The sequence below is a fragment of the Paraburkholderia lebeckiae genome (assembly GCF_050436325.1).
GTDB lineage: Bacteria > Pseudomonadota > Gammaproteobacteria > Burkholderiales > Burkholderiaceae > Paraburkholderia > Paraburkholderia tuberum.
The window spans coordinates 1,248,302-1,266,060 of the sequence record NZ_JBNDLZ010000002.1 but is presented as its reverse complement, the minus strand read 5'-3'; the positions used below and the strand labels follow the sequence as shown (position 1 = coordinate 1,266,060).

Sequence of the window (17,759 nt, the reverse complement as noted above, 5' to 3'; positions counted from 1 at the left end):
CGAGGCCGCCAACGCCACGAGGCTTGGCGGCAAGGACTGTCGCCGGGCCGATTGTAAATAAAACGTAATTTAAATGCGAGGAATGTGAAAGGAGGCGCGTTCGAGCTGGAGCAAAGGCGAGCCGAGCCGAAGCTTGGTAAACGAAAAGCCGCGCGGACTTGCAGAACCCGCGCGGCTGATTCGTTCGATTGATGCGTCGACTCCGACGCGGCGTGTTGAATAGGCGCTCCCTGCCTGTGGGGCGCCTTCTTTTTTCGCGCCCGTTGCGGGCGCGGCGGGGCAAGCTCAGTCCGGCAACGCGAAACTCGCAATCGCGTCGCGCAACACGCCGACCTGGTCCTTCAGCGAATGCGCGGCGGCCGCGGCCTGTTCGACCAGTGCCGCATTCTGCTGCGTGACCTGATCCATCTCGCCGACCGCGCGGTTGACCTGTTCGATGCCCGCGCTCTGCTCGCGCGACGCGTGGCTGATTTCTTCGAGGATCTCGTTGACCCGCCGCACCGACTGCACGATCTCGCCCATCGTCGCGCCCGCGTTGGCGACCAGTGACGCGCCGGTCTCGACGGTATCGGTCGAGGTCTCGATCAGCGCCTTGATCTCCTTGGCGGCCGTCGCCGAGCGCTGCGCGAGGCTGCGCACTTCGGCCGCGACCACCGCGAAGCCACGACCCTGTTCGCCGGCGCGAGCCGCCTCGACGGCGGCATTCAGCGCGAGGATATTGGTTTGGAACGCGATGCCGTCGATCACGCCGATGATGTCGCCGATCTGCCGCGAGCTCGCGGTGATCTCGCTCATCGTGCGCACCACGTCGTCGACCACGCGGCTGCCGCGCGTCGCGACGTTCGCTGCGTCGCTCGCGAGTTGCGCGGCCTGGGTCGCGCTGTCCGCGTTCTGCTTCACGTTCACCGTCATCTGATCCATGCTCGACGCGGTTTGCACGAGCGCCGCCGCCTGCTCCTCGGTACGCTGCGACAGGTCGGTGTTGCCCGCCGCGATTTCGTTCGCGCCGACGTTGATGTTCTCGGTGCCCTTGCGCACGCGCGAGACCGTGTCGACGAGTCCCGCCTGCATCGTGCGCAGCGCATGCAGCAGGCTGCCGTTGTCGTGCGGCTCGATCGGCACCGGCGTCGCGAGGTTGCCTTGCGCCATCAACCGCGCGTGCTCGACGGCCACTTCGAGATCGCCGCCGAGCGAGCGGCGGATGCTGCGCAGCACGACCAGCATCACGACCGTAGAGAGCGCGCCGAGCGTGACGGTGATCGCGAGCCAGCGCAGCAGGTTGCGGTAGAACGCGCTTTGCACGTCGTCCGTGTACATGCCGGTCACGAGGTACCAGTCCCACGGCGCGAAGTGCATCGAGTAGCTGGTCTTCGCGACGGGATGCTCGCTGCCGGGCTTGGCCCACAAATAATCGACGAAGCCGCCGCCGTCGTGATTGCCCGCGTTGACGATATCGACGAACAGATGATTGCCGGCCGGATCGGTGAACTGCGCGAGGTTCTTGCCGATCAGTTCGGGCTTGATCGGATGCATCAGCATGACCGGCTGCGAGTCGTTGATCGACAAATAGCCGTCCTTGCCGTAGCGCATCGCGCCGAGCGTCGCGAGCGCCTGCTTTTTCGCGTCGTCCTCGGACAGCGCATGCTGCTGGGAGAGCGAGTAGTAGTGGCCGACGACGTGGTTTGCCTCTTCGATCAACGAGCGCAATTGCTCGCGTCGGTCGGAGATCATCGATGCGCGGTTCTGCCACGCGCCGAACGCGCCAATCAGGATCAGGCCGACCCACAGAACGGCGATCATGGACGCCAGTTTTCGGTTCAGAGTCATAGCGATGGGAATAGGCGTTTTGGCCAGTAGGGTCCATTGAGTTGCGGTGGGATGCCGCTCGCTGTGTTTACGGCGCGAAATGGCGTTGATCGAGGCAGGGAAAACCCGCTGTTTTGACATCGCTATTCATCTGATTAATAGGCAGATTTTATTGAGCGTTTTAAGTGGATTTCATGCGCCAATTCGAAAAAGACTTTTGTGCATGATTCGCGGATCTGAATTAACTGGCGATTATCGGTAAATCGCAGCAATTGAAAAAATGCGCGCGAAAATCGACATGAAAAATGCCGGTTCTGGTCTGCGTAAAATCTGCCGAGCCCAATCCAGGAAGGCTTGTACCAACATTCCACAAAACGCCAATCAAATCCAAAAATCCCGTTAAATGGTCACGCATGCAAAAAACAACACATTTTTCCACTTAAGCGCAACCACGAAAGACCGCTGAGACCTTCAAAGACTCGTCATAAAAAATTCCGCTATAGTCGCCCTTTTCCGATTGCCAGCCTGGCATCGAAGAACGCCAATAAGCCCGCCACCAGGAGTCCCGAAGAGTGAATGCACGCGATCCCGCTTTCGTTTCCCAGTCCCGCAGTGCGCGCCTGCGCCAGATGCTCGTCAGCAGCGAACTCGAATTCATGATGGAGGCGCATAACGGCCTGTCCGCGCGCATCGTTCGCGAAGCGGGGTTCAAGGCGATCTGGGGCTCTGGCCTCGCGATCTCCGCGCAGTTCGGCGTGCGCGACAACAACGAGGCGAGCTGGACGCAGGTGGTCGATACGCTCGAATTCATGGCCGACGCGAGCGATCTGCCGATCCTGCTCGACGGCGACACCGGCTACGGCAACTTCAACAACGTGCGCCGCCTCGTGCGCAAGCTCGAACAGCGCGGCATCGCCGGCGTGTGCATCGAGGACAAGCAGTTTCCGAAGACCAATAGCTTCATCAACGGCGAGGCGCAGCCGCTTGCCGATATCGGCGAATTCTGCGGCAAGATCAAGGCGGGCAAGGACTCGCAGAACGACGAGCATTTCTCGATCGTCGCGCGCGTCGAGGCGCTGATCGCGGGCTGGGGCATGGACGAGGCGCTGCGCCGCGCGCAAGCGTACGCCCAAGCTGGTGCCGATGCGATCCTGATTCACAGCAAGCTGTCGCGCCCCGACGAGATTCTCGAATTCGCGCGCGAATGGGCCGGGCGCGCGCCGCTCGTGATCGTGCCGACCAAGTACTACAGCACGCCAACCGAGGTGTTCCGCGAAGCGGGCATCAGCACCGTGATCTGGGCGAACCATCTGATCCGCGCGGCGACCTCGGCGATGCAGGCCGTCGCGAAGGAAATCCATTCGAGCGAGACGCTCGTCAACGTCGAGGACAGCATCGCGGCCGTCAACGAAATCTTCCGTTTGCAGGACGCCGACGAATATTCGGAAGCCGAAGACCGCTATCTGTCGAGCGGCCGCGCGGCCGGCTCGGCCGTCGTGCTCGCCGCGAGCCGCGGCAAAGGCCTTGAAGCGGTGACCGGGGACCGTCCGAAGGTGATGCTGCCGATCGCCGGCAAACCGCTGCTGCGCTGGCTCGTCGACGCGTTCAAGAAGCAGGGCGTCAACGACATCACCGTGGTCGGCGGCTATCGCGCCGACGCGATCGATACCGCGGGCATCCGCCTCGTGGTCAACGAGCAGCATGCGCAGACCGGCGAGCTTGCCTCGCTCGCGTGCGCACTCGACCACCTGACCGGCGACACGGTCATTTCGTACGGCGACCTGCTGTTTCGCAGCTACATCCTGCGCGATCTGGTGGAAAGCGAGGCCGCGTTCAGCGTGGTCGTCGATTCGTCGCTAACCGATGCGGAGAACGCGAGCGTGCGCGATTTCGCGTGGTGCTCGGCCGCCGACGACCGCGGTCTGTTCGGCAACAAGATCGTGCTGCGGCATGTCGCGAGCGGGCGGGAGCAGTCGTCGGCGGCGGGCGTCGCCCCAGTGCCGCATGGCCGCTGGATGGGTCTGCTGAACGTGCGCGGCGCGGGTCGCGAGCGCCTGCGGGCGGTCATGCGCGAGTTGCGGACGCGCGACGATTTTGCGTCGCTCGACATGCCCGCGCTGCTGAACGCGTTGATCGAAGCGGGCGAGTCGATCGAGGTGCAATACGTGCACGGCCACTGGCGCGGCGTCAACGATCTCGACGATTTCCGCCGCGCGGGCGACTTCGCGCACGCGCAGGCGCCGTTCGCGACGGCCGTCGGCGGCGGGGCGACGACGAACGATGCACACGGAGGCGCGCGATGATCGAAGCAGCACAGTTCGTCGAGGCGGCGCGCGAGCGCGGTTTCGACTGGTACGCGGGCGTGCCGTGCTCCTATCTGACGCCGTTCATCAACTACGTGCTGCAGGACGAATCGCTGCACTATGTGTCGGCCGCCAACGAGGGCGACGCGGTCGCGCTGATCGCCGGCGTTACGCTCGGCGCGAAAAACGGCCGGCGCGGCATCACGATGATGCAGAACTCCGGGCTCGGCAACGCGGTCAGCCCGCTGACGTCGCTGACGTGGACCTTCCGCCTGCCGCAACTGCTGATCGTCACGTGGCGCGGCCAGCCCGGCGTTGCCGACGAGCCGCAGCATGCGCTGATGGGCCCGATCACGCCGGCGATGCTCGACACGATGGAAATTCCGTGGGAGACATTCCCGACCGAGGCCGACGCGATCGGTCCGGCGCTCGATCGCGCGATCGCGCACATGGACGCAACCGGCCGTCCATACGCGCTCGTGATGCAGAAGGGCAGCGTTGCGCCGTATGAACTGAAGGACGGCGGCGCGCCCAGGCGGCGCACGCCGGTCGAGCCTCGCGCGCGGTTCCGCGACAGCGCCGCGAACGAACTCGCGACGCGCCACGACGCGCTGCAAAAGGTGATCGCGCATACGCCGCTCGACTCGACGGTGGTGCTCGCGTCGACCGGCTTTTGCGGCCGCGAACTCTATGCGATCGACGATCGCGCGAACCAGCTATACATGGTCGGCTCGATGGGCTGCGTGACGCCGTTCGCGCTCGGCCTCGCGCTCGCGCGCCCCGATCTGCGCGTGGTCGCGCTCGACGGTGACGGCGCCGCACTGATGCGCATGGGCGTGTTCGCGACGCTCGGCGCGTACGGCCCGTCGAACCTCGCGCACGTGCTGCTCGATAACGGCGCGCACGACTCGACCGGCGGCCAGGCGACGGTATCGTCGCAGGTGTCGTTCGCGGGCGTGGCGGCCGCGTGCGGTTACGCGTCGGCGCTCGAGAGCGACGATCCTGCGATCATCGACGAGCTGTTCGCGGCGGCGCCGCTCGACGGGCCGCGCTTCGCGCGCCTGACGATCCGCCGCGGCACGCCCGGCGGCCTGCCGCGCCCGACCATTACGCCGCCCGATGTGAAGACGCGCCTGATGCGCCACATCGGCGCGATCTGAACCCAACGCCAACAGGAGCGCCCATGCTGCTGCTCAACCCCGGCCCGGTGACGCTCACCGAACGTGTCCGCAACAGTTTGTTGCAGACGGATCTGTGCCATCGCGAGAGCGAGTTTTTCGATCTCCAGGAAGAGGCGCGCACGCGTCTCGTCGACGTGTACGGGCTCGACCCGAACGAATGGCAGGCAGTGCTGATGACCGGTTCCGGCACGGCCGCCGTCGAAAGCATGACGGCCGCGCTGGTGCCGCACAACGGCAAACTGCTGGTCGTCGAAAACGGCGTGTACGGCGAGCGTATCGCGCAGATCGCCGCGCAATACGGCATCGCGCACGAAGCGCTGAAGCACGACTGGATGGACGCACCCGATCTGGCGAAGATCGCCGACCGTCTCGACGCCGACAAGTCGTTCACGCACGTCGCGGTGATTCATCACGAAACGACCACGGGCCGTCTGAACGACATCGCGGCGCTCGGCGCCTTGTGTCGCGAGCGCGGCCTGCGTCTGCTGGTGGACGGTGTCAGCAGCTTCGGCGCCGAAACGATCGATTTCGCGGACGCGAGCCTCGACGCGCTCGCCGCGACCGCCAACAAGTGCCTGCATGGCGTGCCGGGCGCGTCGTTCGTGCTGGTGCGGCGCGCGGCGCTCGCGCGCGCGGCGAGCCGCACGTACTACCTCGATCTCGCGCGGCTCGCGCGTTTGCAGGATCAGCGCAACACGCCGTTTACGCCGTCGGTGCACGCGTATTACGCGCTGGTCGAGGCGCTGCGTGAGCTCGCCGACGAAGGCGGCTGGCGCGCGCGTCACGCGCGCTATGCGGCGCTTGCCGAGCAGGTGCGCGCGGGGCTGGCGGCGCGCGGCATCGACAGTGTGTTGCCGGCCGGGCAGTCGTCGGTGGTGTTGCGCGCGTACCGCTTGCCCAACGGTATCGCGTATCCGCAACTGCACGACGCGCTGAAAGCGCGCGGCTTCGTGATCTATGCGGGGCAGGGCGGGCTGTCGGCGGAGCTGTTCCGCATCTCGACGATGGGCAACATTCACGCGGCCGATATCGACCGCCTGCTGCAGGGCTTCAGCGACTTGATGTGCTGACGCTGCGCCGAGCGGCGCGCCGCGACCGCGCCGCTCGCGGCTCCCTTACACCGGATCCTTGTCCGGCGGCCCGTCAGGCCGCTGCGGCTCCTCGACATGATGCCCCGGCGACGGCGGCACGAGCGGGTCGGCTTCGGGGTCGCGGTTCGGATCGGCGTTCGGGTCGGGAATCGGGCTGGTGTGCATTTCGTAGCTCATTGCGTCACCCTGCGGTTGAAATGCGCGGGTCCGGCGTAAGCGGCTTGATACCGCTGATGTGTGCTGCCACGTCGTCTATCTGTCTTCAAGCGTAGGCGCTCGCCGCGCTTCCTGCTCGCTCCTTTTTGCTATTTCTTCGCGCGTTTGCGGCCGGCGCTGAGCTGCCAGTAGCGCTCGATCGCGAACACGTCGTCGTAATTGCCGGCGCCGAACGCCCGCAACTGGCTCGCGTACGCGTTGACCGCTTCGCGTTTCAAATGCGCGCGGCGCTGCACGTCGATCGTGTGGCCCGCGCTCGGCGTTGCCGGCGTCGCGACGATGCCGCGCTGCGCGAGATCGGCGAGCCGCGCCTGCACCGCGCCCGGTGTGAGCCGGTGAATCGCTTCCTCGTAACCGAACCAGTCCAGATGCGTGAGCCGCGGCAGGATCTCGCAGCACGCTTCGAATACCCGCGCGTGATCGTCGTGATGCAGGCCAAGCGGCATCAGCAGCGTGTTCGCGGTCGTGCGGTAAATCGTTTCCTCCAGCGCCGCGGCCATCTGGCTGATCGACGGCGAGTCGGCGTACTGGCTGTCGCGAAACGGCATGCGCAGCGGGATCGCGTCGAGCACTTCGAGCGCGCGGTTGTCTTCGATCGTGCGTTCGCGGACCGCTTCATGGGCGTTCGTGAAGCCTGCTTTTTCGTCCCATTCCGTGTGCATGTCGTGTTCGGGCGGAGCGGCGAACACGGTGCAGACGGCGGCGTCGGGATGGGCGGCGAGCAAGGCGCCGCAACTGAAGACGGCGTCGTCGAAATGGGGCGAGACGATGAAAAGGCGTGGGGTGGTTTCGCTCATGGGCTTGCGTATGGGGATTCGAGGCGGGACGGATGAGGTATCGAGGCTACCGGTCGTCAAGGCGCCGCGTGCGCAAAAAACGTGGCTCACCTCAGCTTAGGCGCAATTGGCGCGGCGTGCGCGCGAAACTTGCGGCGCGCAAAGCGCGTGCCTGACAGGCCGCGGATCGAACTCCCGATCCGTCCATCCAGTGACGGCCGTGGCTTTCCGGCTTGTCGCGCGCCGCTGTCAGGGGCCCTTGAAGCGCACGTTTTTTGTGTACTTTGCGAATTCTCCGAACACTGTCCTCCCGCCTCCCACGTTCAGGGGATGGTCCCTCCGCGCGACCGCGCCGATCATTTTCCCGATTCGGAAGACACCGCGGGACGAGCCGGGGAGTGAGTCGCGATCTCGACGGCTCAAGTACAACAAGGTTGAGATCGAAACGCGTCAGATCCCGGCTAGAGCGTGCGCAAATCGTCCGGTGTGTCCACGTCGCGCAGAATGCCGGGATCGTCAACGTCGATGCGCGTCAGCGCGTGTGACGTGAGCAGCGCTTTCGCGCCGGTGTCGCCGTCCAGCGCGAGTAGCGCGTCGCGATGCTCGCTGCCGAAGCCGACCGGATGGCCGCGCTGGCCGTCGTAGAACGGCGCGACGAGCGGCGCGCCGTTGTCGAGCGCGCGGGCTACCGCTTCGATCGTCGGAACCGCAATGCGCGGCATATCGGCAAGCGCGACGATCCAGCCCTCGGCGTCATCGCTCGCTTCGATACCGGCGGCGAGGCTCGCGCCCATGCCGCGCTCGGCGCTCGCCGCAAACACGACATCACAGCCGGCATCGTTCAGCGCGCGGGCGAGCGCGTCGGAGCCGGGCCGCACGACAGCGAGCACCCGCGTCACGACCCGCAGCAGCCGATGCGCGGCTTCATGCGCAACCGGCGTGCCGTCGGGCATACGTGCGAGCAGTTTGTTGTGCAGCCCGTGCGGATCGAAGCGCGAGCCGAAACCGGCGGCGAGCAACACACCAGTGGCGAGCGAGGCGTAGGCCATCGGCGAATACCGGTAGACAGGAATGCACCCGATTGTGCGATGCAACGGGGCGCGAAGCAAGCGGCAAGCAAGCAATATGCAAGCCGCCCGCTGCTTTCGCTTTCACTCCAATTCCGGCACTGCCGCCGGTTCAGGTCCGCACCACCTTGTCCAGCGTGATCGGCAGATCGCGCACCCGCACGCCGGTCGCGTTGTACACCGCGTTCGCGATCGCGGCTACCACAGCCGTGATGCCGATCTCGCCGATACCGCGCACGCCGAGCGAGTTGATATAAGGATCGGGCCGGTCGATGAAAGTGATGTCGAGCGTGCCGATATCGGCATTCACCGGCACGTGATACTCGGCGAGGTTCGCGTTGGTGAAGCGTCCAAAGCGTGCATCGAGCGTGCTTTCCTCCTGCAGCGCCGCGCCGATGCCCCATACGATGCCGCCCATCATCTGGCTGCGCGCGGTCTTCTGGTTCAGCACGCGGCCGACGTCGTACACCGCGACCACGCGCGGCACGCGGATTGTGCCGAGCTCGGCATCGACGTGGACCTCGACGAACACCGCGCCGAACGAGTGGAACGAGTACTTCTGCTTCTCGTCGCCGGGCTTCACGGTCGCGGTCGCCTCGATCGGCTTGCCGCCCGCGCGCGCGCGATGATCGCCGCGGCCGGATCGCGCTTGCCCGGTTGCGAGCGGCTCACGACCCAGCCGCTTGCGACCGTGACGTCATCGAGCGGCAGGCCATGCACGGGCGACGCCGCATCGGCAAGCGCCAGCGCGATCAACTGGCTGCGCGCCTGGCTCGCCGCGTCGCGCACCGCGGGCGACACGCTGGCCGCCGACTGCGAGCCGCCCGAGACCGGCGCGCGCGGCAGCGACGAATCGCCGAGCGCGAAGTGGATCTGCTCGGGCGTGAAGCCGAGCGCATCGGCGGCGACCTGGGTCATCACCGTGTAGGTGCCGGTGCCGATGTCCTGCGTGCCCGATGCGACCACCGCGGTGCCGTCCGGCAGAATCTGCGCAAGCGCCGACGCCTCGCTGCGGTTGGCCGGATAGGTTGCGGTCGCCATGCCCATGCCGATCAGCGTGTTGCCGTCGCGTCTCGAACGTGGCGCGTGCGGGCGGCGCGACCAGCCGAACTTCTCGGCGCCGATCTGATAGCACTCGCGCAGCGACTTGCCCGACCACGGCTTGTGCTCCTGCGGATCGCTGTCCGCATAGTTCTTCAGGCGCAGCGCGAGCGGGTCCATCTTCAGCGCGACGGCGAGTTCGTCCATCGCCGATTCGAGCGCGAACGAGCCGGTGGTTTCTCCGGGTGCGCGCATGAAGGTCGGCGTGCCGACATTGAGTTGCACGAGCCGGTGCGTCGTTATCTGGTTGGGCACCGCGTACAGCATGCGCGTGACCATGCAGCAGGTCTCGGTCCAGTCTTCGATCATCGACGTGTTCGAGATGCTGTCGTGACGCATCGCGGTCAGGGTGCCGTCGTGCCGCGCGGCGATCACGAAGTGCTGCTCGGTGCGCGGACGTGCGCCGACCGGGCCGAACATCTGCGGGCGTTCGAGCGCGAGGCGGACGGGCCGCCCGGTTTGCCGCGCGGCCATCGCGCACAGCGACACGTGCGACCACGACGAGCCCTTGCAACCGAAGCCGCCGCCGATCAGCGGCGAGATCACTCGCACGTCGGACACAGGGATCGCGAACGTCTTCGCGAGCACCTGCGCGGCGCCGCTCACGCCCTGCGTCGAGTCGTAGACCGTCAACTGCGGGCCGTCCCATTGCGCCATCGTCGCGTGGGGCTCCATCGGGTTGTGGTGCTCGATCGGCGTCGTATAGGTCGCTTCGATATGCACGTCGCCGCTTTGCATGCCGTCCTCGAAGCTGCCGCGCTGCGTGTCGGTCTGGCGGCCCTGCGGCTTGTCCGGCGCATGCGCGTGCGCCTTCGCCTGCTCGAAGTCGAGCGCCGCGGCGCCCGGCTGATAGGCGATGCGCAGCTGGCGAGCGGCGTCGGTCGCATGTTCGAGCGTATCGGCGACGACCACCACGACCGGCTCGTTGCTGTAGTGCACTTCGTTATCCTGCAGAAGCGACAGATGCCGGCCGGCCGGCGGCGCGAGCGCGGGCCGGCCGCCATTCGGCAGGCGTGGCGCGTTCTGGTAGGTCATCACGAGCAGCACGCCGGGCACGGCCTCGGCGCGGCTCGCATCGATCGACGCGATCGTGCCGGCCGCGATCGTGCTCGTCACGAGCACCGCATGCGCGAGGCGCGCCCCGGGGAATTCGGCTGCATAGCGCGCGTCGCCGGTCACCTTGAGCAGACCGTCGACGCGATCGAGCGGTTGTCCGATCAGATTCATGCGACACCTCCCGCGTTACCGGCGGCCTGGTTGACCGCGCGCACGATCGCGCGTTGCGCGAGTTGCACCTTGAACGCGTTGTCGTGGCGCGGCTGCGCGCCACTCAACGCGGCCGCGGCGGCGTTCTTCAGCGTGGCCTGGCTGAGCGGCTGGCCGCTCAGCATCTGCTCGGCCACGTTCGCGCGCCATGGTTTGTGCGCGACACCGCCGAGCGCGATGCGCGCGCTCTGAACACGCTCGCCGTCCATCTGCAACGCGGCCGCGACCGAGACGAGCGCGAACGCGTAGCTCGCGCGGTCACGCACCTTCAGATAGTGCGAATGCGCGCTGAAGAGCGGCGGCGGCAGATCGACCGCGGTGATCAGCTCGCCGGGCTGCAAGGTGGTATCGACGTCGGGCCGGTCGCCCGGCAGCCGATGGAAATCGGCGAACGCGATCGTGCGCTCGCCCTTGGGACCGCTCACGCGCACCAGCGCATCGAGCGCGGCCAGCGCGACGCTCATATCCGAGGGGTTGACCGCAATGCATTGCGGGCTCGCGCCGAGGATCGCATGCGCGCGGTTATGGCCGTCGAGCGCCGCGCAGCCGCTGCCGGGCAGGCGCTTGTTGCACTGTGTGAACGCGGTGTCGTAGAAGTAGCCGCAGCGGGTGCGTTGCAGCAGGTTGCCGCCGACCGTCGCCATGTTGCGCAACTGCGCCGACGCGCCCGCGAGCAGCGCTTGCGACAGCAGCGGGTACTGCTCGCGCACTAGCGCGTGATTGGCCGCGTCGCTGTTGCGCACCAGCGCGCCGATGCGGATGCCGCCGTCGGGCAGCGTCGTCACCGAGTCGAGGCCGCCGATGTGCGTGATATCGATGAGCCGCACCGGCCGCGCGACGCCGCCCTTCATCAGATCGAGCAGATTCGTGCCGCCGCCGATGAATACCGCGCCCGGCTGTTGCGCGGCGCGCACCGCGCTGGCGACGTCGCCGGCGCGTTCGTAGGAGATCGCATCCATGTCGGTCTCCGTCAGGCGATGTCGTGCGCGGCGCGGACCGCGGCGACGATGTTCACGTACGCACCGCAGCGGCAGATGTTGCCGCTCATGCGTTCGCGGATTTCGTCGTCGGTGAGCGCGGCGGGACGCGCGCGCACGTCGGCGGTCACGGTGCTCGCCGTGCCGTTGCGGAATTCGCTGAGCAGGGCGGTCGCCGAGTACAACTGCCCGGGCGTACAGTAGCCGCACTGGAACGCATCGTGTTCGATGAACGCGGTCTGCACCGGACTCAACGCGCCGTTGCTCGCGAGTCCTTCGACGGTCGTGATGTTCTCGCCTTCATGCATGACCGCGAGCGTCAGACACGAGTTGATGCGGCGGCCGTCGACGAGCACCGTGCAGGCGCCGCATTGACCGCGGTCGCAGCCTTTCTTCGTGCCCATCAGTCCCGCGTATTCGCGCAACGCGTCGAGCAGCGTTACGCGCGGTTCGAGCTGCAGCGTGTACCCGCGGCCGTTGACGGTCAACGTGACGGGGCGCGGCGGCACCACGGGGTTGCTTTGCGGCGCGGGTGAGGCGGGCGCCGGCGCTTGCGTTTGCGCGCGCAGATGCGGCGCCGCGCCGATCGTCGCGGCGGCCGCCGCGGATTGCAGGAAGCGGCGTCGTGACGGTTGGGAAGGCGTGGTGGTGGGCTCGGCGGTGGACTCTGACGCGGAGGTGTCCCCGCAATGCTGACATTCTGTAGGCGTCATGACGATCTGTTGACTCCACTGAAAGGTCAATGCAGGCTGACGACGCGTCGATGTCCAACGCATCGCGCTGAAGCAAAACTATTGCGCAGCAATTTGAATGCCATTGCAGCTACCAGGGTATTAAAAACTCGCTGCAAGCGCAAAGCCGATCTGCGCAATAAACGCAGGCCAATATGCGCAATGACCGGATGGAGCCCGGCTGGAGCCGCGCAAACACGGGCAAAAGTTGCACATTGCAACGGGGAAATGCGAGATCGACCTCCGGGCTCAACGCGCCCGGCAGGCGGCCAGGATGCCTCGCAGCAAATCGATCGGCGGCGGCGGACATCCGGGGATCGTCAGGCTTACGGGTAGCTTCGCTGCGGATGTCGACAGGTTTGAACTGGATGGATAATGTCCGCTTTGCGGGCGATAAATTTTGAACGGGCCAACCGGGTCAAAATGGAGTCGGTGCTATGAGCAAAACCGATCGGGGATAACACCCTGATTGCCGCGCGCGTTCGCGGGCGACCGAGTATTGCGACGTCGCGGAGCAATAGGCGAGGGAGGGTGATCATGGCATGCGAAGCTGCGCATTGCGACGTTCAACATCAACGGTATCCGCTCGCGGCAGGCGGCGCTATTGCAATGGCTCGAGCGCGAGGCGCCGGACGTCGTCTGCCTGCAGGAACTGAAGGCGGTGGATAACGCATTTCCAGTCGACGCATTGCGCGACGCCGGTTATGGCGCCGTGTGGCAAGGCCAGAGCGCATGGAACGGTGTGGCGATTCTGGCCAAAGGCGACGCACCGCTCGAACGTCGGCGCGGTCTGCCCGGTTTCGAAGACGACACGCATAGCCGTTACATCGAGGCCGCGGTCGGCGGCGTGCTGATCGTGTGTCTGTACCTGCCGAACGGCAATCCGCAGCCCGGCCCCAAGTTCGACTACAAGCTCGCGTGGTTCGATCATCTGATCGCGCATGCGGCGCAGCTCTACCAGAGCGGCCACCCGGTCGTGATCGCTGGGGACTTCAACGTCGTGCCGACCGACGAAGACATCTACAACCCGCGCTCGTGGCTAAAGGACGCGCTGCTGCAGCCGGAGAGCCGCGAGCGTTATCGCAGGCTGCTCGCGCAAGGCTGGACCGATGCGCTGCGCACGCATTTCGGCGACGAACGCGTGTACACGTTCTGGGACTATTTCCGCCGTCATTGGGATACGAATTCGGGGCTGCGCATCGATCATCTGCTGCTGAGCGCCGACCTCGCGCCGCGCCTGCGCGATGCGGGCGTCGACCGTTGGGTGCGTGGCGAACCGCATGCCAGCGACCACGCACCGACGTGGATCGAACTGGAAATGGGCGCCGGCCGCAAGAAGAAGAGCGGCTAGTGAAGCGGCGGGCGATCCGCTTGCGGCGGATCGCCCGCTTTGGCGCGACTGCTTCGCGCTGTTGATCGGCGCCTATGATCCGGCGCCGTGCCTGCTTCAGTCGTAGTCGCGACCGCCGCGCGACCACAGCGCGCCCATCACGAACCCGGCGAGAGCAACCACGGCCAGCGTCGTGAACGGGTTTTCGGCCGTCGCATCGCGCACGAGGCTCGTGGTATTCGCGCATAACTGCTGCGCCTTGCCGCTCAATTCGCGCGCCTTGCCCGCCACCTGCGCGCTGGTGTCGCCGACTGCATCGCCGACCGCGCTTTGCACCTTGCCCGCGACTTCCTTTACCGCGCCTGCCGCTGAATTCGTATCCATATGCATCGCTCCTGTTGTCATATTTACGTGCGGGTCCGCTGCAATTGCAACGCGCTCGCACAAGGGCGCCGCGCAAGCCGTGCCAGTGCGGCGTGGGCCTGCGTCAGTGACGAAAGGGGCGCAAGAAGTGCGCCCGGCGACGGGACGCCATGCATCCGGCCAAACGGGACGTGCTGGAACATCATCGTCGGCGCCCGAAATTGATGCCGACGAACACGGCCAGCAGCATCAGAAAACCGCCGAATAGCAGCGCGGCATTGACGAGCACCTGGTGCAGCCCGAGCGTTTCGACGTCGATGAACGGATACGGATAAAAATCCGACAGGCTGCCGCGCCAGAACGTGATGCCGAGATAGGCGAGCGGATAGACGAGCCACAGCGGAGCGTGGCGCAACCGCAGATGAAAACGCGGCACGAACAGCACCCAGTAGAGCGCGGCGAGCATCGGCAGCACGCTGTGCAGCGACTCGTTGAGCAGGCGCCGGTAGGGCGACAGCGGCCACAGTCCGCGCAACAGCAGGTTGTACGCGAGGCCGACGAACACGATGTACGCGACCACCGCGGTCACGACCGTCGGCTGCCGGAAAAAGCGCACGAGCGGCGAGCGGTGCTTCCACAGCACGATGCAGGTGAAGCAGAGCGCACTGGCGAGCACCGTCAGATTGGTCAGGTAGCTGCTCATGCGCGCGAGCGCGTCTAACACGGTGAGCCCGCGCGCGAGCGATCGATCGATCGTCAGGTCGGCTTGCGCGAGGATCGCCATCCACGCGATCAGCGCAATGACCGCCGCCAACGTCAGCGACGACACACTGGGCGTATGCAGCGGCAGCTCGGGTTCGCGCTGCGGAACGAAGGTAGGGCGCATGCGCTCGATTCTACGCGCGGTGCGCGCGCGGCTGCATGGGCTTTCGCGCCCATGCGAGCCGGCGTTGGAAAAATACTACGGCGTACTACGCGAGCTAGTGGCTGGCTGTAAAGCGGGTTGCAAAGCGGATTGCGAGCTCGCCGCCACGGCTGCAAGCGCCGCACTCACTGGCGGCGATTCATCGTGTGTTTCGACCCGTTATGATCGCGACTGCAGCCCTCGATGTTAACGACGCCGTGCGCGGCAAGCAGTCTCTGTCAGCGCCGTTTCCAGACTCGCAAAACGGAGAGAAAGCATGAAAGCCAGCACCGTTGCCGAACGGGAAGCGCGCGGCCGCGCCGCGCGCGAGCATTCGAAACGCTCGAGTCACCGGGCGGTCGGCGAGTTGTACCGCGATCCGATCGAGCTGCTGAAACAGAGCAGCGCGGAGCGCGTCGAGAGTCTGGTGCCGCTGCGCTATGGGCGCATGGCTGCCTCGCCGTTCTCGTTCTTTCGAGGCAGCGCGATTCTGCAGGCGCACGATCTGAGCAAGGTGCACGACACCGGCCTCACCATGCCGATCTGCGGCGACGGCCATCTGATGAATTTCGGCGGCTTCGCGACGCCCGAGCGGCAACTGGTCTTCGACCTGAGCGACTTCGACGAAGTCTCGATCGGCCCGTTCGAATGGGACCTGAAACGCTTGTGCGCGAGCCTCGTCGTGGCCGCGCGCCAGATGCGCCTGAGCCGCGGCACCGCCGAGAGTCTCGTGATGACCGCGGTCGGCTCGTATCGCGATCGCGTCGCGCAATACGCGCAGTTCGGCGCGCTCGACCTGTGGTACGACCGCATCACATTCGACCGCATGGCCGAGATCGCACTGACGCCCGAGCGCCGGCGCGCGGTGCGGCGCGGCATGGAGAAGGCCGCGAGCCGCACGCATGAAAGCCTGCTCGAAAAAATGACCTCGTTCGACGGCAATCGCTGGACCATCCACGATGCGCCGCCCGCGCTGTTTCACGTGCATGGTGCGAACACGTTGTTGACGGCCGAGGAAACCGAAGCCTACGGGACCGGCAACGTCGACAAGATGGTCGAGCAGGTGTGGGACGAGTACCGCAAGACGATGTCGCACGATCGGCGCGAACTGCTGGATCACTTCACGAGGCACGACGTCGTGTTCAAGGCGGTCGGCGTCGGCAGCGTCGGCACGCGTTGTCTGGTCGTGCTGCTCGTCGATCACATGGGCAAGCCGTTGTTCCTGCAATTGAAGGAGGCGCGGCCGTCGGTCATTGCGCAGTTCTACAAGTCGCCGGCCGTCAAGCATCAGGGCGAGCGCGTCGTGCAAGGACAGCGGCTGCTGCAGGCCGCGAGCGACGTCTTCCTCGGCTGGGGGACCGGGCCGCTCGGGCGGCATTTCTATTTCCGCCAGCTGCGCGATATGAAGCTGTCCGCGAATATCGAGCTGTTCGACAGCGATCTGCTCGACGGCTATGCGCGGCTATGCGGCTGGATCATGGCGCGCGCGCATGCGAAGGCGAGCGGCCAGGCGATCGAGATCAGCGCGTACATCGGCCGCGGCGATCAGTTCGGCGAAGCGCTGAGCGGGTATGCGAGCGCCTACGCGGATCAGGTCGAACGCGACTACGACGTGTTCATCAAAGCGTGCCGCGACGGCAAGCTCGAAGCGCGCACCGAAGAGGATATGGCGGCGGATTTCCGTGTGTAGCGCTGCGTGCGCGTGGTCCTGCGCGTGGTGTCACTTCACGCGGACCGTCACGCATCGGCGCGCGCTTCGCGCAGCGTGACGAAACGCAGATGGCGCTCTCGCGCCGCTTCGATCACGCTCGGCAGCACCGCGAGAATCAGCGGCTGGCCTTCGATCGTCAGCGCGGCGTTGCCATCGTGCAGCAACAGGATGTCGCGCGCGGCGAGACCATCGAGCAGCCGCCGCGCAACCATGTGAGGGTCACGCTCGCGCGTATCGTAGCCACGCCGCGTCCAGGCCGCGAGACGCAGGTCGAGCTTGCGCAGCACCGGCTCCAGGAAGAGGTTGCGCAGGCCGGCGGGCGCGCGGAAAAACATCGGCCGCGCGCCGCTGACGGTTTCGAGCGTGCGTTGCGCGGCGGCGATCTCGCGCGTCAACGCGCGCGGAAACGCGACCGAAAACGTATGCACGTGCATCTGCGAGTGATTTTCGAGCCCATGCCCACGCGCGACGATCTCGCGCGCGAGTTGCGGATAACGCTCGACCTTCGCGCCGATGCAGAAGAACGTCGCGCGCACGTCGAACGCGTCGAGCAGATCGAGCACTTGCGGCGTGACGACGGGATCGGGACCGTCGTCGATGGTCAGCGCGATTGCATCCGCGTTGCGCGGGTTCGCGGGCAGGCGGGTCCAGTTGGGCCCGAGCAGGGTGGTGCGCGGCAATAGTCCGGCGATCGTGAACAGCGCGTGGTTCGCGACGATCGCGGCGAGCCACCATGGCCACGCGGCCGGTGCGACAGCCACGCCGATCAGCACGATCACGTGCCAGCCGATCGTGCCGCTCAGCAGTGCGGAGTTGCGGCTACGCGGCCAGCGGCGCGGCGGGTTCGGGCATTCATTCATCGAACGTGTTTGCAGTACGCCTTCCTCCGTCCCGGGAAGGCCGTGAATCTTGCGCGATGCGCAACCGCGAACGATA

General features: G+C 66.2%; 14 protein-coding genes and 2 pseudogenes. 5 read left to right on the top strand and 11 right to left on the bottom strand.

The features are described 5' to 3' along the window. Positions 1 to 285: 285 nt before the first annotated feature. On the bottom strand, positions 286 to 1,827 hold the full coding sequence (locus OKW44_RS08990) for a methyl-accepting chemotaxis protein (protein WP_026226580.1): 1,542 nt from the start codon (positions 1,825 to 1,827) through the stop codon (positions 286 to 288). A 551-nt stretch (positions 1,828 to 2,378) separates the two neighbouring features. On the opposite strand from OKW44_RS08990, the gene aepX reads away from it, so the two are divergent. The 3 genes from aepX to OKW44_RS08975 are packed head-to-tail and all read left to right on the top strand — an operon-like array spanning position 2,379 to position 6,360. Continuing rightward, positions 2,379 to 4,109 carry a phosphoenolpyruvate mutase gene (gene aepX, locus OKW44_RS08985; RefSeq protein ID WP_018424741.1) on the top strand — a complete coding sequence of 577 codons (1,731 nt, stop codon included), beginning with the start codon at positions 2,379 to 2,381 and terminating at the stop codon, positions 4,107 to 4,109. Beyond that, the gene (aepY, locus tag OKW44_RS08980; RefSeq protein WP_018424742.1) at positions 4,106 to 5,269 is read left to right on the top strand and encodes a phosphonopyruvate decarboxylase; all 1,164 of its coding nucleotides are present in this window, start codon (positions 4,106 to 4,108) and stop codon (positions 5,267 to 5,269) included. The genes aepX and aepY overlap by 4 nt, the downstream gene beginning before the upstream one ends. A gap of 23 nt (positions 5,270 to 5,292) precedes the next feature. Then, positions 5,293 to 6,360 (top strand): 2-aminoethylphosphonate aminotransferase, encoded by a 1,068-nt coding sequence (locus tag OKW44_RS08975; RefSeq protein WP_018424743.1) that lies wholly within the window; start codon positions 5,293 to 5,295, stop codon positions 6,358 to 6,360. 45 nt (positions 6,361 to 6,405) lie between these two features. Here the strand turns inward: OKW44_RS08975 and OKW44_RS08970 are convergent, their stop codons facing one another. From OKW44_RS08970 to OKW44_RS08940, 7 genes and pseudogenes are all read right to left on the bottom strand, one after another. Next, positions 6,406 to 6,558 carry a hypothetical protein gene (locus OKW44_RS08970; RefSeq protein WP_018424744.1) on the bottom strand — a complete coding sequence of 51 codons (153 nt, stop codon included), beginning with the start codon at positions 6,556 to 6,558 and terminating at the stop codon, positions 6,406 to 6,408. A 128-nt stretch (positions 6,559 to 6,686) separates the two neighbouring features. Next, positions 6,687 to 7,394 (bottom strand): PIG-L deacetylase family protein, encoded by a 708-nt coding sequence (locus OKW44_RS08965; RefSeq protein WP_018424745.1) that lies wholly within the window; start codon positions 7,392 to 7,394, stop codon positions 6,687 to 6,689. Positions 7,395 to 7,834: 440 nt separating this feature from the next. Further along, positions 7,835 to 8,422: a nucleotidyltransferase family protein gene (locus OKW44_RS08960; RefSeq protein WP_018424746.1), complete on the bottom strand. Its 588-nt coding sequence runs from the start codon at positions 8,420 to 8,422 to the stop codon at positions 7,835 to 7,837. A 130-nt stretch (positions 8,423 to 8,552) separates the two neighbouring features. Then, positions 8,553 to 10,768: pseudogene (locus OKW44_RS08955) on the bottom strand (xanthine dehydrogenase family protein molybdopterin-binding subunit). Next, the gene (locus OKW44_RS08950; protein ID WP_018424748.1) at positions 10,765 to 11,766 is read right to left on the bottom strand and encodes an FAD binding domain-containing protein; all 1,002 of its coding nucleotides are present in this window, start codon (positions 11,764 to 11,766) and stop codon (positions 10,765 to 10,767) included. The pseudogene OKW44_RS08955 and the gene OKW44_RS08950 overlap by 4 nt, the downstream one beginning before the upstream one ends. A gap of 11 nt (positions 11,767 to 11,777) precedes the next feature. Beyond that, on the bottom strand, positions 11,778 to 12,497 hold the full coding sequence (locus OKW44_RS08945) for a (2Fe-2S)-binding protein (protein WP_018424749.1): 720 nt from the start codon (positions 12,495 to 12,497) through the stop codon (positions 11,778 to 11,780). A gap of 267 nt (positions 12,498 to 12,764) precedes the next feature. After that, positions 12,765 to 12,851 (bottom strand): annotated as a pseudogene (locus OKW44_RS08940) (formate hydrogenlyase); the annotation flags it as partial. Between the two features lie 214 nt (positions 12,852 to 13,065). Between OKW44_RS08940 and xth the strand changes: the two are divergent. After that, positions 13,066 to 13,866 carry an exodeoxyribonuclease III gene (gene xth, locus OKW44_RS08935; RefSeq protein ID WP_429410841.1) on the top strand — a complete coding sequence of 267 codons (801 nt, stop codon included), beginning with the start codon at positions 13,066 to 13,068 and terminating at the stop codon, positions 13,864 to 13,866. Positions 13,867 to 13,962: 96 nt separating this feature from the next. On the opposite strand, the gene OKW44_RS08930 is transcribed toward xth, so the two are convergent. Further along, entirely contained in the window at positions 13,963 to 14,229 is a 267-nt protein-coding gene (locus tag OKW44_RS08930; protein ID WP_018424751.1) for a CsbD family protein, read from the bottom strand. A 181-nt stretch (positions 14,230 to 14,410) separates the two neighbouring features. Next, positions 14,411 to 15,094 carry a Pr6Pr family membrane protein gene (locus tag OKW44_RS08925; protein ID WP_018424752.1) on the bottom strand — a complete coding sequence of 228 codons (684 nt, stop codon included), beginning with the start codon at positions 15,092 to 15,094 and terminating at the stop codon, positions 14,411 to 14,413. A gap of 295 nt (positions 15,095 to 15,389) precedes the next feature. Here OKW44_RS08925 and OKW44_RS08920 point away from each other — a divergent pair, with 295 nt between their 5' ends. Beyond that, the gene (locus OKW44_RS08920) at positions 15,390 to 16,802 is read left to right on the top strand and encodes a DUF2252 domain-containing protein (RefSeq protein ID WP_018424753.1); all 1,413 of its coding nucleotides are present in this window, start codon (positions 15,390 to 15,392) and stop codon (positions 16,800 to 16,802) included. Between the two features lie 47 nt (positions 16,803 to 16,849). Here the strand turns inward: OKW44_RS08920 and OKW44_RS08915 are convergent, their stop codons facing one another. Then, complete coding sequence (locus OKW44_RS08915) at positions 16,850 to 17,683, bottom strand: polysaccharide deacetylase family protein (protein ID WP_026226582.1); 834 nt, start codon at positions 17,681 to 17,683, stop codon at positions 16,850 to 16,852. Between the last annotated feature and the right edge of the window lie 76 nt (positions 17,684 to 17,759).

What these genes read in the sequence shown, in the direction of transcription:
- OKW44_RS08925 (WP_018424752.1), bottom strand. Translation starts at nt 15,094, where the DNA reads ATGCGCCCTACCTTCGTTCCGCAGCGCGAACCCGAGCTGCCGCTGCAT.
- OKW44_RS08930 (WP_018424751.1), bottom strand. Translation starts at nt 14,229, where the DNA reads ATGGATACGAATTCAGCGGCAGGCGCGGTAAAGGAAGTCGCGGGCAAG.
- OKW44_RS08975 (WP_018424743.1), top strand. Translation starts at nt 5,293, where the DNA reads ATGCTGCTGCTCAACCCCGGCCCGGTGACGCTCACCGAACGTGTCCGC.
- OKW44_RS08965 (WP_018424745.1), bottom strand. Translation starts at nt 7,394, where the DNA reads ATGAGCGAAACCACCCCACGCCTTTTCATCGTCTCGCCCCATTTCGAC.
- OKW44_RS08970 (WP_018424744.1), bottom strand. Translation starts at nt 6,558, where the DNA reads ATGAGCTACGAAATGCACACCAGCCCGATTCCCGACCCGAACGCCGAT.
- OKW44_RS08990 (WP_026226580.1), bottom strand. Translation starts at nt 1,827, where the DNA reads ATGACTCTGAACCGAAAACTGGCGTCCATGATCGCCGTTCTGTGGGTC.
- OKW44_RS08950 (WP_018424748.1), bottom strand. Translation starts at nt 11,766, where the DNA reads ATGGATGCGATCTCCTACGAACGCGCCGGCGACGTCGCCAGCGCGGTG.
- OKW44_RS08915 (WP_026226582.1), bottom strand. Translation starts at nt 17,683, where the DNA reads ATGAATGAATGCCCGAACCCGCCGCGCCGCTGGCCGCGTAGCCGCAAC.
- OKW44_RS08945 (WP_018424749.1), bottom strand. Translation starts at nt 12,497, where the DNA reads ATGACGCCTACAGAATGTCAGCATTGCGGGGACACCTCCGCGTCAGAG.
- aepY (WP_018424742.1), top strand. Translation starts at nt 4,106, where the DNA reads ATGATCGAAGCAGCACAGTTCGTCGAGGCGGCGCGCGAGCGCGGTTTC.
- OKW44_RS08920 (WP_018424753.1), top strand. Translation starts at nt 15,390, where the DNA reads ATGAAAGCCAGCACCGTTGCCGAACGGGAAGCGCGCGGCCGCGCCGCG.
- OKW44_RS08960 (WP_018424746.1), bottom strand. Translation starts at nt 8,422, where the DNA reads ATGGCCTACGCCTCGCTCGCCACTGGTGTGTTGCTCGCCGCCGGTTTC.